This window comes from Rhodanobacter thiooxydans (genome assembly GCF_021545845.1).
Lineage (GTDB): Bacteria > Pseudomonadota > Gammaproteobacteria > Xanthomonadales > Rhodanobacteraceae > Rhodanobacter.
In genome coordinates this window covers 3,650,649-3,663,494 of the sequence record NZ_CP088923.1, presented here as the reverse complement: position 1 = coordinate 3,663,494, position 12,846 = coordinate 3,650,649, and the positions used below count along the sequence as shown (strand labels likewise).

Sequence of the window (12,846 nt, the reverse complement as noted above, 5' to 3'; positions counted from 1 at the left end):
CTTTTGCCGGTGCGGCCGAGGGCGGCAGACAGGTTTTCCACCGGGCAGGTGCAGATCGGCGGGCGGTGCCCGCCCTACACCGTCAGCGCGTGCTGGAACACCGCGCGCATGCCTTCGCTGAAGCAGCACAGCGTCACTTCGATGTCGTCCGCGGCGGCCAGCTCGTCGCGCAGCGTGGCCACCGCCACTGCAGCAGCCTGCGCGGCGGGGTAGCCGTAGACGCCGCAGCTGATCGCCGGGAATGCGATGGTGCGCAGTTGTTGCCCACGCAGCAGGTGCAGCGCGTTGCGGTGGCAGCGCGCCAGCAGCTCGGCTTCGCCGTCGTCGCCGCCACGCCAGACCGGCCCGACCGTGTGGATCACCCAGCGCGCGGGCAGCGCGAAGCCGGGCGTGATGCGCGCCTCGCCGGTGGGGCAGCGTACGCCGGGAGCGATCTCCGGCAGCGCACGGCAGGCCTTGAACAGGGCCGGGCCGGCGGCGCGGTGGATCGCGCCATCCACCCCGCCGCCGCCGAGCAGGCTGGGGTTGGCCGCGTTGACGATGGCGTCCAGCGCCAGGCGGGTGATGTCGGCATGGATGACTTCGATGGGCATGGGGCGGCAGCTTACCTTATGCTTCGGACAGGCATTGGCGCGGCGGAGCGGCAACGGACCATGGCGAAAACGGAAGACCTCTCCTTCGGCTACCTGCTCAGCGACGTGACCTTGCTGTTCCGCAAGCATTTCGACCGGCGCGCGGTGAAATTCGGCTTGACCCGCGCGCAGTGGCGCGCCACCAAGGTGTTGTACCACCGCGAGGGCCTGCGGCAAACCGAGCTGGCCGAATTCCTGGAAATGGAGCCGATCGCGGTGGGCCGGGTGATCGACCGGCTGCAGGCGGCCGGCTTCGTCGAGCGCCGGCCGGACCCGAAGGACCGCCGCGCCTGGCGGCTGTACGTCACCGAGCAGGCGCGGGTGATCGTAGGCGACATGGAACTGATCGCGCGCGAGCTGCGCAAGGACGCCACCCGCGGCATCGACCACGACGAGCTGCAGCAGGCGTTGGCGGTGATCGGCCGGATCAAGGACAACCTGCAGGCGCTGGAGCAGGGCGAGCCGGGCACGCCGTGATCCGTGCCTGCGGCACTGGCCAGTGCCATTGGTCGCGGTCTCTCGTGAGCCGATCCGCGGTGTAGTGGGGACCGGCGTGGTGCGGGACGGGTCAACCCGGAGCCAGTGCATGCGTTGTCGTGAGCTTGGCGCATAGTCGTCGGCCCTGCGGTTCCCAGCCGCACCCGCATCGCCACCGCGCGTGGCGCGAAGATCGAGAAGCCTCGCGCATGTCCTGGAAAAAAAATCGCCCTCGTCGTGGTTGCCTTGCTGGCGGTCGCGCTGGTCGTGCGCTTCGGACGCGGCGGCGGTGACAGCGCCGAGCAGGCTGCCAGGACGCTGGCGGCGGTGCCGGTCGAGGCGGTCAGCGCCACCTTGCAGAGCGACCGCGCCGCGCAGGAACTGGCGCAGACCCAGCTCGACTATGCGCGCATCGTCGCCCCGTTCGACGGCATCGCCGGCGCGCCGCTGGCGTGGCCGGGCACGCAGATCAGCACCGACAGCACCAACCTCGTGGTGCTCAACCAGGTCGAGCCGGTGCGCGTGGCGTTCAACATCCCCGAGGACAGCCTGCCCGCCGTGCGCGCCGCGCTGGTCAGTGGCGCGCTCGCCGTACAGGTGACCGTCTCCGGCGACCAGGCACGCCGCTGGCCGGTACGCTGGAATTCGTCGACAACGCGGTTGACGCCACCACCGGCACCATCGTGCTGAAGGCGCGCTTCGACAATGGCGAACACCCGCTCACCCCGGGCCAGTTCGTGCGGGTGATGCCGCCCACCACGCGCCTGGCCGGCGTGGTCAGCGTGCCGGTGCAGGCGCTGCAAAGTTCCAGCAGCGGCAGCTTCGTGTTCGTGCTCGGTACCGATGGCAAAGTGCAGCAGCGCTACGTCACGCCCGGCCCGACCAGCGCCGGGCGCGCGGTGATCGACAAGGGCCTCAAGGCTGGCGAGCAGGTGGTCACCGAGGGCCAGATGCTGCTGGTCGACGGCAGCGCTGCCACCGTCAAGCGGAGCTGATCGGATGAACATCCCCGAGCTCTGCATCCGCCGCCCGGTGATGACCCTGCTGCTGATGACGGCGCTGCTGGTGTTCGTGATCTACCCGTTCCTCGGCAACCTGTCCGCCACGCTGATCCCGGCGGTGCGCCGCCGATCTCGGTGCTCGGCACGTTCGGCGTGATATACGCGCGCAGTACCAGTACACGCTGCAGTCGGTGAACCTCGACCAGTTGTACGAGTGGAGCGGCAAGGTAACCCGTGCATTCGCCGCGCTGCCGGGCTTCGAGCACGTCGCCAACGCCTCGCTCGACCTGTTCGCCTCCGTCGGCATCGTGATGCTGATCGGCATCGTCAAGAAGAACGCGATCATGCTGATCGACTTCGCGCTGGAGCGGCAGCGCGAGGAAGGTATGGCGCCGGCGCAGGCCATCGTCGACGCCCGCCGCGTGCGCTTCCGCCCGATCGTGATGACCACCATGGCGGCGATGGCCGGTACGCTGCCGATCGCGTTGGGGCTCGGCGCCGGCGCCGAGGTACGCCGCTCGCTGGGTCTGGCGGTGGTCGGCAGCCTGCTGTTCTCGCAGGTGCTCACGCTGTACCTGACGCCGGTGATCTATCTGTGAATGGACCAGCTGCGGCGGCGCTTCCGGCGCGCGAGCCTGCCCGCGCGGGCGGCGTAGCTTGCGATATCCAGCCGCGCGCAACTAGGCTGAGCGCTCCGTCAGCGAGGGAGCGGACATGCGTCGCCCGAGCACGATCGCCATCGTATTCGCCGCCGCCAGTGTGGTCGCCTGCGTCCATGCCGGCACCCCCGCGTCGATGGATGCCGCCGCACTGCAGGCCTGGGCCGGCAAGCCGTGGGACAAGGCCACGCTGATGCATACCACGGTGGATGTGGGCCGCTATCGCGGCGTGCCGGTGATCGCCGAGCACCCCTGTTCGGACGTCTGCCCGCAGTACACCGTGCGCATCATCCACTACCAGCTGCCGCCGGAGGCCTTGTGCGCCAGCGTGGGCGGCGTCGAGAAGGAAGTGCTGGTGCCGATCGCGATCACCGTGATGCCGAAGACGTTTTGCATACCCGAGCCGCTGGTGGCCTCGGGGGCGTACTACGCGAAGTAAGCGGTGCTTTGCTCCTCCCCCTGCTGCGCATGGGGAGGTTGGGAGGGGGTCGCTTTTGATCTTGGGTCCTGTCTGAAGAGCGACCCCACCCCGGCCCTCCCCTGCGTTGCAGGGGAGGGAGCACCGCTGTTTACTCGCCGGCGCCGTCCTTCGCGAAGGCGCCCAACGCGGAGCCGAAATCGCCCTTGGCCTGCGCCGCCATGTACGAGAACGCCGCGTACACCGCCACGTTCTGCGCCAGTTCCTTCGGGTCGATCTTGTCCAGCGTGTCGTTCGGAGTGTGGTGCCAGTCGAAGTACCTGGTGCCGTCCTGGGTCAGCGACAGCGCGGCCATGCCCTTGGCGTGCATCTGCGACAGGTCCGAACCGCCGCCGCCGGGGCGCTCGGTGTCGTAGGCCACGCCGACCGGCTCCAGCACCCTGGCGATCTGCGCGATGGCGTCGCGTGCCGCGGGCTTCACGCTGGCGCTCATGCGCCAGATCGGGCCGGCGCCGAAGTCCGACTCGGTGCCGAGCTGGAACTTCGCCACCTCCTTCGCGTGCTTGTCGGCGTAGGCGCGACCGCCCCACAGGCCCATCTCCTCGTTGGCGAACGCGATCACCCGGATGGTGCGGTCGGGGCGCTGCGGCAGCTCGCGGATCAGCTTGCCGGCGGCCATCGCGATGGCCACGCCAGCGCCGTCGTCGATCGCGCCGGTGCCCAGGTCCCACGAGTCGAGGTGGCCGCCGATCGCCACCACCTGGTCGGGGTGCTTGCGACCGGTGATCTCGCCGATCACGTTGGCGCCGGTGTACTCGCCGACCACGCCGCAGTCGAGGTCGAGCTTCAGCGTGACCGGTTTGCCGTAGGCCAGCACGCGGGTGAGCTGGTCGGCGTCGGGGTTGGCCAGCGCGGCGGCGGGGATCGCCTTGGTCGAGTCGCGGAAGCCGGCGACGCCGGTGTGCGGCGCGCGTTCGTGTACGTCGGTGCCGGCCGAGCGCAAGAGATAGCCGGCCGCGCCCTTCTCCGCGGCGAGCACCGGGCCGGCCACGCGTACCGCCGAGCCCATGCCGTAGCCGTGGCCGTCCTTCGCGCGCTGCATACGGTAGTCGACGTAGACGATCCGGCCCTTGACGCTGGCCGGGTCGGCCGCCTTCAGCGCGTCGAGGCTGTCGAACCTCACCACCTCGGCGCTCAGCCCGCCCTTCGGCGTGCCGGGCGAATAGCCTAGTGCGGTCAGCGTCAGCGGCTGCGGAAACGGCGCCACGATCGCGGCGTGCTCGCTGCGGCGGACCCACAACGGGTACGTCACCGGCTCGGTGTAGACCTTGTCGTAGCCGAGCTCCTTGAACTTCGCCACGGCCCACTCGACCGCGCGGCGGTCGGCCGCGCTGCCGGGCAGGCGCGCGCCGACCTCGGTGGTCAGCGACGCGGTGACCTTGTACGCGGTGTCGTCGTGCAGCGCCTGGTCGCGCAGTTGTTCGGCCGTCTTTACGGCCGCGACGGGGATCGTGGTAGCGGCGCTGGCGATGCCGCTGGCCAGCAGGCCGGCGGCAAGCAGGGTGAGGGGGAGACGGCGCATCGGGGAACTCCGCGTGGGGGAACCCCGATTATGGCGGCACGGGCCATCGCCGCTTAGGCCAGAAGTCATGGGTGGCGGAGCGCGCATGTAGGAGCCCGCTCGCGGGCGATGCCTTTGCTTGTTCTGCAGCGGGGGAGGGCTTCAGAGCGAAGAGCTTTCGTCTGCCTTTGGCAGCCGAGTTACTTTCTCTTTGCGTGGCCACGCGTACGCAGGATGCGTGCGCGAACAGCGAAGCTGGCCCGAAGGGCGAAGGGCAGGATGCCCGGAGTAAAGAGAAAGTAACCCAAGAGAAAGGCCACCCCGCTTCCGCGCTTTCCGGGCATCGGGCAACTGCTCTTGCGTTGCCTCAACTCGGGCATCCATGCCCTCGCCATGCCCGCAAGGTTCGCGTGCGGGCTACGGGGTTTTTCGACAGCACATCGGGCAACCGCTCCCTGCGTTGCCTCCACTCCGGCATCCATGCCGTCGCCTGTGCTGGCGACAAACTGGCCGGCATCCATGCCGGCCACCCTGCGGGCTTTTCCTCCACCCGCCCGCCGCTGCAGAGGGGACCCCGGGTAGAGCAGCGCGCATCCTGCGCGCACTCTTCAGGAGAACCAGATCAAGAGCAAGAGCGAGAGCGAAGCCACAGCAAAGCCACAGCAAAGCGGTGCTTTGCTGTGGCTGTTGCTTTCCGCTTCATCACCGAGTGCGGGCCAGGATGGCCCGCAGCTCTACCCGGGGCCCCTGTGCGGCGGTGAGCCGGGGTCGACAGGCCGCGCAGCGGGCGAGTCCATGGATGGACTCGCCTTTTCGCACGGGCAGGATGCCCGTTCGAAAAGCCCGGCCCCGGCTCACGAACTTGCCGGGCATGGCGAGGGCATGGATGCCCGAGTGGAGGCAACGCAGGAGCAGTTGCCCGATGCCCGGCAAGCGCCAAGCGGGGTGTCGTTTTCTCTGGGTTACTTCTCTTTTGGACAAGCCAGTACTGTCCGGTTAATCCGGAAATAGAATCAGTTGGTTAGCGTCGTCGTCGGCAGAAAGCTGTGGTTCCTGCCGCCGCAAGGCGCATTCCAGCGGGGTTTGCTCGAACAACGTCACACTCAGAATCTGTAGAAGTTCATAGAGTGAAGTCGTCAGCTGGAGACGCTTGCGCACGATGGCGATCAGCACGTAGACGGCGACGGCGATCCAGACCTGCGTCTTCACTGCGTTGGGCGAGGTGCCGAAGAACGCCTTGATGCGCAGGTGCTGCTTGATCCATTTGAAGAAAATTTCGATCTGCCAACGGTGGCGATACAGGGCACTGATGGTCGCCGCAGGAAGCACAAAGTGATTGGTCAGCAAGACGATGGACTGACCGCTGTCGGTGTCACGCACGCGTACACGGCGTAGCGGGCCAGGGTATTTCTTGCGGACGACGTCCCGTGTCAACACGACGGTCTGATCGCAACCGATGAGCGTGCGATCAGACACCGGATGGGAGTAGCGTCGCCGCACTCGGAGGTTCTTCTTGGTGCGCATCAGGAAGAAGGAACCTTCGCAGTGGAATCGATAGAGCCGCTCGAAATCGAGATAGGCGCGGTCCATCAGATAGATCGCGCCAGGTTCAGGCACGAGCTCGTCGAGCATGTGGACATCGTGCTGGCGGGACTCGGAAAAGCTGATGACCGTAGGGATTGCGCCGCGAATGTCGAGCAGCGTATGTACCTTCAATCCACCGCGGCCGGGATGCATCGCCCGCGCCCACGGGAACACCGACAGGCACAACTCGATCGTGGTGGAGTCGAGCGCATAGGCAGTGTGTGCCAATTCGACGTCGAGCGGTTCGTTGACGTAGAGACGGCGCGCCGTGGCGATCAGGGTTTGCGCGAACTCGGCATAGATGCGCCAGTCACGTTGTTCATTGGCATCGGCCAGTGTGCTGCGTGCTACATGCCCACGAATGCCCAAGTGATAGAGCTTGGCCTGATGAGCGCGCAAACAGATCTCGATATCGCGCAGGCTTTCGCGTCCGGTGAGTTGAGCAAAGGCCATACACAGGAACTGATCGAGGCACGCGAATCGCTTCACATAACGATTGCCATCGAACTTGGCAACGAGGCGACGAAACGTATGCATCGGCAGATGCTGCATGAGCTGCGTAAACACAAAGCGCCCTTCATGCATGACGACGTCCTCCGAGGTGACGTCGTCCAGCCTGAGGCAAACCGGGTTGAAATCGCTAACACCCGGAAAGCGTCGGTTACTGCCCTCAGATCAACCGTTTACCAAGCTCCGCGTGCGCTTTCCCCGGACAGTACTGGGACAAGCAAAAGAGAAGTAACTCGGGCGCCGCAGGCGCACGAAAGCTTTTGCCTCTGGCGCATTTCGCTCCGAACGGAGCAAGAGCATCACGCACGACCGAAGGGAGCCCCTTGCGGACAAGGTGCGCTCCCGCGCGAGCTATGGCTTGTTCTTCAGCAGGTCGCGGATCTCGGTCAGCAATACCACGTCGGCCGGCGGCGCGGCGGGCGCTGCTTCCTGCTTGCGGCTGAGCTTGTTGATCGCCTTGACCATCATGAAGATCGCGAAGGCGATGATGATGAACTGGATCAGCGTGTTGATGAAGGCGCCGTACTGGATCGCCACCTCGGCCACCTTGTGCGCCGGGTTGGTGTTGTCGGCCGGCTTGAGCACCCACTTCAGCTGGCTGAAGTCGATGCCACCGGTGAGCCAGCCGATTGGCGGCATGATGATCTGGTCGACCAGGGAGGTGACGATCTTGCCGAACGCACCGCCGATGACCACGCCGACCGCCAGGTCGATCACGTTGCCGCGCATGGCGAAGGCCTTGAACTCGCTGATCATGCTCATGCTGTGTCTACTCCCCTCGGGTTGGGCCGGATGGCGGGACGACTTTAGCGTGCCAACCTAGGCGCGCCCAGATGAAGGCGGCGTGGAAGCGTCAGACGATGCGGCCGTGCAGTTCCGCCACACCCACCAGCTCGGCGTGGAAGCGGTCGCCGCGCTGCAGTGCGGCCACGCCGGCCGGGGTGCCGGTGAACACCAGGTCGCCGGCCTTCAGCTCGAACAGCGTGGACAGCGCCGCCAGGATGTGCGGCACGTCGTGCACCATTTCACCCAGCGTGGCCTGCTGGCGCGGTGCGCCGTTCACGCTGAGCCGCAGCACGGTCTGCGCGTCCACCGTCGCCTCGTTGGCCGGGCGCAGCGCGGAGACCGGGGCGGAGTGGTCGAAGCCCTTGGCCACGTCCCAAGGGTGGCCCTTGGCCTTGGCCTGCGCCTGCAGGTCGCGGCGGGTCAAGTCCAGGCCCACGCCGTAGCCCCAGATCAGCGCCGCGGCCTGGTCGGGGCTGAGGTTGCGGCCGCCGGCACCGAGTGCCACCACCATCTCCACCTCGTGGTGCAGGTCGGCGGTGGCCTGCGGGTAGGGCACGTCGGCGCCATCGGCGACCACCGCGTCGGCCGGCTTGCAGAAGAACATCGGCGCGGCCTGGTCCACCGTGGCGCCCATCTCGCGCGCGTGTTCGGCGTAGTTGCGCCCGATGCAGAACACCCGGCGGATCGGGAAGCGCTGGTCGGAGCCGAGGATCGGCAGGCTGGGGACGGCGGGCGGGATGATGGCGTAGTTCATGGCCGCAAGCGTAGCAAAGCCGGGCCGGGCGTGGCGCCGGATGCCGCCCGCCGCGGCGTGTCGATTCGCTGCGTTCCCGTTCGTCGTCTGCAGGGGAGCCGTCCGGTGGCGGATGACAGCTGTCACCGCCGATGGTTGATGCCGTGCTCTGACAGCAATCCGGCATGTCGCCCATGCTGTGCCTCGTCATCTGGAACATGGCCGTTGAAACGGGAGTGGATGTGGACAACGCCGATCTGTTGAAGGAACTGCGCATCGAGCGCCACCAGCGCGAAGACCACGGGCGCAACCCGGGGCGCTGGCGCAGAACGAGCGCGACGCCGCGCGCCAGCGCGAGCTGGCGGCGCAGGGGCTGGTGCCGAAACAGGCGGTCGAACAGGCGTGCACCCTGGCCGACACACGCGCGCCCAGCTCGCCGCGTAACAGAAGCAGGTGGCCGCCGCCGACGCCCAGGCCGCGGTGGCGCAGGTCAACTTCGACTATTGCGCGGTGCGCGCGCCGTTCGACGGCGTGGTCACCACCAAGGACGCGCAGATCGGCGAGATCATCTCGCCGCTGTCCGCCGGCGGCGGCTTCACGCGCACCGGCGTGGGCACTACCGTCGCCACGCGCGCCCGTGAGATCGCCACGCTGCCCGCGATCGGCTTCCGCGGCCCGCCGGTGGTGGTGGCAGTGATGCTGGAGACCATGCTGCTGGCGTTGCTGGGCGGTATCGGCGGTGGCTTGCTGGCCTGGCTGGTATTCAACGGCTACAGCGCCTCGACCCTGGCCCAGGGCGCGGTCGGCACGCTCAGCTTCAAGCTGGCGGTGACCGCGGCGCTGCTGTGGACCGGCCTGAAGTGGGCGCTGGCGATCGGCTTCATCGGCGGCCTGTTCCCCGCCGTGTGCGCCGCGCGGTTGCCGGTCACCACCGCACTGCGCGAGCCGTAATTCCAGCTTGTCGCAGGAGCCCGCTGGCGGGCGATGCCTTCGCTCAAGAGCATCGCCCGCCAGCGGGCTCCTACAGTGGGTCTCGTCTCAAGGCATCACCGGTGGCACGTAAGTCAGCGTCAGCCCCAGCAGCCACAGCATGCCCAGCACCAGCGGCACGTGCACCACCAGCTGCATGAAGGTGTAGCCGACCACGTCGCGCGCCTTCAGCCCGAGTACGCCGAGCAGCGGCAGCATCCAGAACGGGTTGATCAGGTTCGGCAGCGCCTCGGCCGCGTTGTACACCTGCACCGCCCAGCCCAGGTGCACGTGCAGGTCGTTCGCCGCCTGTATCACGTACGGCGCCTCGACCAGCCACTTGCCGCCGCCGGAGGGCACGAAGAAGCCGAGGATCGCCGAGTACGCGCCCATCACCGCGGGGAAGCTCTCGGTGCCGGCGATGTGCACGAACAGGTTCGACAGCCGGTGGGCGAGGGTGGCGCCATCGCTGCCGGGCACGTGGGTGAGCAGCGCGGCGATGCCGCCGTACAGCGGAAACTGGATCAGCACTCCGGACGTGCTCGGCACCGCGCGGCTCACCGCGTCGAGGAAGCTGCGCGGGCGCCAATGCAGCAGGATGCCCAAGGTGAGGAACAGAAAGTTGTAGGTGTTGAGGTTGGCGATCGCGGTCACCGCCGGCTTGCTGGCGAACTCGTGGCCGAGCCAGCCCAGCCCGAGCAGGCCGATCGCCAGCGCCAGCAACGGGCTGTACTCCAGCCACTCGCCCGGTCGCGTGCGCGGCGGCAACGCGGGCGTCGAGCTTTCGCCGATGTCGAAATCCTTCGAGGTGCGCGCATTCGCATCCGATGGCGCGGTGTACCAGCAGATCAGCAGCGACACCACGATCAGCACCGTGGTCAGCACGATCGACTGCCACAGGAAGATGGTCTGGCTGAACGGCAGTACGCCGGTGATCGCCAGCAGCCCCGGCGGCATGCTGGCCGGGTTCGCCTGCAACTGCGCCGCCGACGAGGACAGGCCCATCGCCCAGATCGCGCCTAGGCCGAGATACGCCGCCGCGCCGGCCGCGCGGTAATCCATGCGCAGGTCGTCGCGCCGTGCCAGCGCGCGCACCAGCAGCCCGCCGAACACCAGCGAGAACCCCCAGCTGAGCAGCGAGGCCAGCATGCTGACCAGCGCGATGTACACCACCGCACCGCGGCCGCTGCGCGGCGCCCTCGCCAGCACATCGATGAAGCGCGCCACCACCGGCGCGGTGGCCAGCACGTAGCCGCCGATCACCACGAAGGCCATCTGCATGGTGAACGGGATCAGGCTCCAGAAGCCGTCGCCGAACGCCGTGACCGTTGCGGTCGGCGTGGCGCCGAAGGCGAATGCCGCCAGCGCCACCACCACCACGCCCAGCGCGGCGAACACCCACGCATCCGGAAACCAGCGCTCCGCCCACGCGGCGCTACGCAGCGCCATGTGCGCCATCCAGCCGTCCTGCCTCGCGTTCATGCCGCTCTCCGCCGGTGAATCACCACATCGTCGCGCGGCGGCGGATAGGCAGGCAAGCCGACGATAGTCGACCCCCCCGCTTCAATGAAGCAACGCTGCGTCGCCGCAGGCGGCGCCTCGTTCGCCCTTCCCCCTGCCAGGCAGGGGGAAGTTGGAAGGGGGTAACGCTTTTCGGCGCAGAGCAACCCCACCCTCCCACGAGGGATTCCCTTCGGTCACAACCCTCCCCTGCAAGCAGGGGAGGGAGCAAGGCCGCACGCCCCTGAGTTACAAGGGGAGGGCCAAGGCCGCACGCTCGGTCCCTCCCCCTGCAAAGCAGTGGGGTCAGGTGGGGGTAACGCTCTTGACCTACCGCTTCTGCTTCGCCAGCGTGATCACCGCCACGCCGGCCAGGATGATCGCCATGCCGGCCAGGTCGAACGGTCCGACGTGCTCGCCGGCCAGCAGCACGCCGAACAGCACCGCCACCGGTGGGTTCACGTAGGCGTAGCTGGTGGCCAGCGCCGGGCGTGCGTGCCTGAGCACGTACAGGTAAGTGCTGAACGCGATGATCGAGCCGAACACCGCCAGGTAGACGATCGCCAGGGTGGAACGCACGGTCGGGTGCACCGGTAACCGCTCGCCGCTGAGCAGGGCGAAGCCGAGCAGCGCGGCGCTGCCGCAGATCATCTGTGCGGCGGTGTTCATCGGACCGGGCGGCATCGCCTGGCGCCGGCTCCACACCGAGCCGAACGCCCACGCTGCCGCGGCCACCAGCAGGGCGGCCGCGCCGATCGACGAGCCGGCCAGGCTGCTGCCCAGGTTCAGCACGATCACGCCGGCGAAGCCGATGGCCAGGCCGATCGACTCGCGCCGGTGCGGCCACTCGCCATACATGCCCGAAAACAGCGCCGCGAACAGCGGCATGCTGGCCACCGCCACCGCAGCGATGCCCGAGCTCACCCGCTGCTCGGCGAAGCACACCAGGCCGTTGCCCAAGCCGAGCAGCAGCAGGCCGACGACTGCCGCGTTGCGCCACTGCTCGCGCGTCGGCGGCGCCATGCCGCGCCAGCGCAGGAAGCCATACAGCGCCACGCCGGCACCGAGGAAGCGCACGCCGGCGAGCAGGAACGGCGGCCAGCTTTCCAGCGCGAAGCGGATGCCCAGGTAGGTCGAGCCCCAGATCACGTACAGCGCCAGCAACGCCAACGGGATCAGTAAGCCGGGATCAGCCAGCCGGCGCGGCCTTGCGGCCGCGATGGAGGCAGCGGTATCGGACATGGGGGTGGACCCGCGTGGGGAAGGCGCATTATCCGCCGGTTTCCCCGCCGCGGGTTCAATGCGTGACCGGCCGTCCCTGGCGGATCACCACGAACTCGCCTTCCAGCACGGTCGGCTTCGTATCGGTCCTGGCGGCGGCCGGCCGGGCCGGGGCGCTGGCCAGCTTCCACTGGCGCACGGCCAGCCACATCAGGCCGCCGAGCAGCAGCACGCTGGCTACCACCAGCCCGAACACCAGCAGCACGCCCAGCACCGCGATGCCGAGCAGCAACGACAGGGCACGCGCCAGTGGATGGCGGGGACGATGGTGGAGCGGCAGGACGAAGCGCATGTGTTAAAAATCCGTGTGGTAAAATCAACGACTTACGCCACAACCATGGGGCTATCCGGCCCGCGAGGCAAGTGCCGATGGATACATTCACTCCCGCCCAGTCGACGAACCGGCAGGCGCTGTGCCGGCTGGACGAGATCCCCGACGGCGGCGCCACTGCGGTCGATGCCGTGCTGGCCGATGGTGAGGAAAGCATCATCCTGCTGCGCCGGGGCGACCAGGTGCGTGGCTACCTCAACGTCTGCCCGCACGCCGGCCGCCGCCTCGACTACGCCCCCGGCAAGTTCCTGCTGAAGGACGACACCCTGACCTGCTGCGTTCACGGCGCCACCTTCGACCGGGCCGACGGCCTGTGCATCGGCGGTCCGTGTCGCGGCGAGCATCTGCGCGTGGTGGCGGTGCAGGTGGAGGCGGGCGTGGTGAAGCTGGCGAAGTGAGGCTGG

The 12,846-nt window shown here is 68.1% G+C and carries 15 protein-coding genes and 2 pseudogenes; 8 read left to right on the top strand and 9 right to left on the bottom strand.

Annotated elements, in window-relative coordinates:
* Positions 1–74: 74 nt before the first annotated feature.
* Positions 75–593 (bottom strand): O-acetyl-ADP-ribose deacetylase, encoded by a 519-nt coding sequence (locus tag LRK53_RS16650; protein ID WP_027492866.1) that lies wholly within the window; start codon positions 591–593, stop codon positions 75–77.
* A gap of 60 nt (positions 594–653) precedes the next feature.
* Here LRK53_RS16650 and LRK53_RS16645 point away from each other — a divergent pair, with 60 nt between their 5' ends.
* The 6 genes and pseudogenes from LRK53_RS16645 (at position 654) to LRK53_RS16620 (ending at position 3,208) form a co-directional block, all read left to right on the top strand.
* Positions 654–1,109 (top strand): MarR family winged helix-turn-helix transcriptional regulator, encoded by a 456-nt coding sequence (locus LRK53_RS16645; RefSeq protein WP_027492865.1) that lies wholly within the window; start codon positions 654–656, stop codon positions 1,107–1,109.
* A 237-nt stretch (positions 1,110–1,346) separates the two neighbouring features.
* Complete coding sequence (locus tag LRK53_RS16640) at positions 1,347–1,799, top strand: hypothetical protein (RefSeq protein WP_235642394.1); 453 nt, start codon at positions 1,347–1,349, stop codon at positions 1,797–1,799.
* Positions 1,736–2,104: an efflux RND transporter periplasmic adaptor subunit gene (locus tag LRK53_RS16635; protein ID WP_235642667.1), complete on the top strand. Its 369-nt coding sequence runs from the start codon at positions 1,736–1,738 to the stop codon at positions 2,102–2,104. The genes LRK53_RS16640 and LRK53_RS16635 overlap by 64 nt, the downstream gene beginning before the upstream one ends.
* Positions 2,105–2,108: 4 nt before the next feature.
* A complete protein-coding gene (locus LRK53_RS16630; RefSeq protein WP_185754641.1) occupies positions 2,109–2,267 on the top strand; it encodes a hypothetical protein in 159 nt (52 codons plus the stop codon).
* Between the two features lie 109 nt (positions 2,268–2,376).
* Positions 2,377–2,709 (top strand): annotated as a pseudogene (locus tag LRK53_RS16625) (efflux RND transporter permease subunit); the annotation flags it as partial.
* A 115-nt stretch (positions 2,710–2,824) separates the two neighbouring features.
* Positions 2,825–3,208 (top strand): hypothetical protein, encoded by a 384-nt coding sequence (locus LRK53_RS16620; RefSeq protein WP_027492861.1) that lies wholly within the window; start codon positions 2,825–2,827, stop codon positions 3,206–3,208.
* 130 nt (positions 3,209–3,338) lie between these two features.
* Here LRK53_RS16620 and LRK53_RS16615 read toward each other — a convergent pair whose 3' ends face one another.
* From LRK53_RS16615 to LRK53_RS16595, 5 genes are all read right to left on the bottom strand, one after another.
* The gene (locus LRK53_RS16615; RefSeq protein WP_027492860.1) at positions 3,339–4,769 is read right to left on the bottom strand and encodes a M20/M25/M40 family metallo-hydrolase; all 1,431 of its coding nucleotides are present in this window, start codon (positions 4,767–4,769) and stop codon (positions 3,339–3,341) included.
* 975 nt (positions 4,770–5,744) lie between these two features.
* Entirely contained in the window at positions 5,745–6,917 is a 1,173-nt protein-coding gene (locus LRK53_RS16610) for an IS4 family transposase (protein WP_027491452.1), read from the bottom strand.
* Between the two features lie 276 nt (positions 6,918–7,193).
* Entirely contained in the window at positions 7,194–7,604 is a 411-nt protein-coding gene (mscL, locus tag LRK53_RS16605; RefSeq protein WP_027493210.1) for a large-conductance mechanosensitive channel protein MscL, read from the bottom strand.
* 91 nt (positions 7,605–7,695) lie between these two features.
* Positions 7,696–8,382: a fumarylacetoacetate hydrolase family protein gene (locus LRK53_RS16600; protein ID WP_027493209.1), complete on the bottom strand. Its 687-nt coding sequence runs from the start codon at positions 8,380–8,382 to the stop codon at positions 7,696–7,698.
* 122 nt (positions 8,383–8,504) lie between these two features.
* Entirely contained in the window at positions 8,505–8,663 is a 159-nt protein-coding gene (locus LRK53_RS16595) for a hypothetical protein (RefSeq protein WP_185754665.1), read from the bottom strand.
* Positions 8,664–8,982: 319 nt separating this feature from the next.
* On the opposite strand from LRK53_RS16595, the pseudogene LRK53_RS16590 reads away from it, so the two are divergent.
* Positions 8,983–9,312, top strand: a pseudogene (locus tag LRK53_RS16590) (ABC transporter permease family protein); the annotation flags it as partial.
* 87 nt (positions 9,313–9,399) lie between these two features.
* Here LRK53_RS16590 and LRK53_RS16585 read toward each other — a convergent pair.
* The 3 genes from LRK53_RS16585 to LRK53_RS16575 form a co-directional block, all read right to left on the bottom strand.
* Entirely contained in the window at positions 9,400–10,788 is a 1,389-nt protein-coding gene (locus LRK53_RS16585; RefSeq protein ID WP_027493207.1) for a short-chain fatty acid transporter, read from the bottom strand.
* Between the two features lie 372 nt (positions 10,789–11,160).
* A complete protein-coding gene (yedA, locus tag LRK53_RS16580; RefSeq protein WP_027493206.1) occupies positions 11,161–12,072 on the bottom strand; it encodes a drug/metabolite exporter YedA in 912 nt (303 codons plus the stop codon).
* A gap of 55 nt (positions 12,073–12,127) precedes the next feature.
* Positions 12,128–12,403: a hypothetical protein gene (locus tag LRK53_RS16575; RefSeq protein ID WP_027493205.1), complete on the bottom strand. Its 276-nt coding sequence runs from the start codon at positions 12,401–12,403 to the stop codon at positions 12,128–12,130.
* 77 nt (positions 12,404–12,480) lie between these two features.
* On the opposite strand from LRK53_RS16575, the gene LRK53_RS16570 reads away from it, so the two are divergent.
* On the top strand, positions 12,481–12,840 hold the full coding sequence (locus tag LRK53_RS16570) for a Rieske (2Fe-2S) protein (protein ID WP_027493204.1): 360 nt from the start codon (positions 12,481–12,483) through the stop codon (positions 12,838–12,840).
* The last annotated feature ends 6 nt before the right edge of the window (positions 12,841–12,846 follow it).

Excerpts from the sequence above, each read along its gene's own strand:
- LRK53_RS16645 (WP_027492865.1), top strand. The coding sequence starts at position 654 with ATGGCGAAAACGGAAGACCTCTCCTTCGGCTACCTGCTCAGCGACGTG.
- LRK53_RS16620 (WP_027492861.1), top strand. The coding sequence starts at position 2,825 with ATGCGTCGCCCGAGCACGATCGCCATCGTATTCGCCGCCGCCAGTGTG.
- LRK53_RS16615 (WP_027492860.1), bottom strand. The coding sequence starts at position 4,769 with ATGCGCCGTCTCCCCCTCACCCTGCTTGCCGCCGGCCTGCTGGCCAGC.
- LRK53_RS16585 (WP_027493207.1), bottom strand. The coding sequence starts at position 10,788 with ATGGCGCACATGGCGCTGCGTAGCGCCGCGTGGGCGGAGCGCTGGTTT.
- LRK53_RS16600 (WP_027493209.1), bottom strand. The coding sequence starts at position 8,382 with ATGAACTACGCCATCATCCCGCCCGCCGTCCCCAGCCTGCCGATCCTC.
- mscL (WP_027493210.1), bottom strand. The coding sequence starts at position 7,604 with ATGAGCATGATCAGCGAGTTCAAGGCCTTCGCCATGCGCGGCAACGTG.
- yedA (WP_027493206.1), bottom strand. The coding sequence starts at position 12,072 with ATGTCCGATACCGCTGCCTCCATCGCGGCCGCAAGGCCGCGCCGGCTG.
- LRK53_RS16630 (WP_185754641.1), top strand. The coding sequence starts at position 2,109 with ATGAACATCCCCGAGCTCTGCATCCGCCGCCCGGTGATGACCCTGCTG.
- LRK53_RS16610 (WP_027491452.1), bottom strand. The coding sequence starts at position 6,917 with ATGCATGAAGGGCGCTTTGTGTTTACGCAGCTCATGCAGCATCTGCCG.
- LRK53_RS16650 (WP_027492866.1), bottom strand. The coding sequence starts at position 593 with ATGCCCATCGAAGTCATCCATGCCGACATCACCCGCCTGGCGCTGGAC.
- LRK53_RS16575 (WP_027493205.1), bottom strand. The coding sequence starts at position 12,403 with ATGCGCTTCGTCCTGCCGCTCCACCATCGTCCCCGCCATCCACTGGCG.
- LRK53_RS16570 (WP_027493204.1), top strand. The coding sequence starts at position 12,481 with ATGGATACATTCACTCCCGCCCAGTCGACGAACCGGCAGGCGCTGTGC.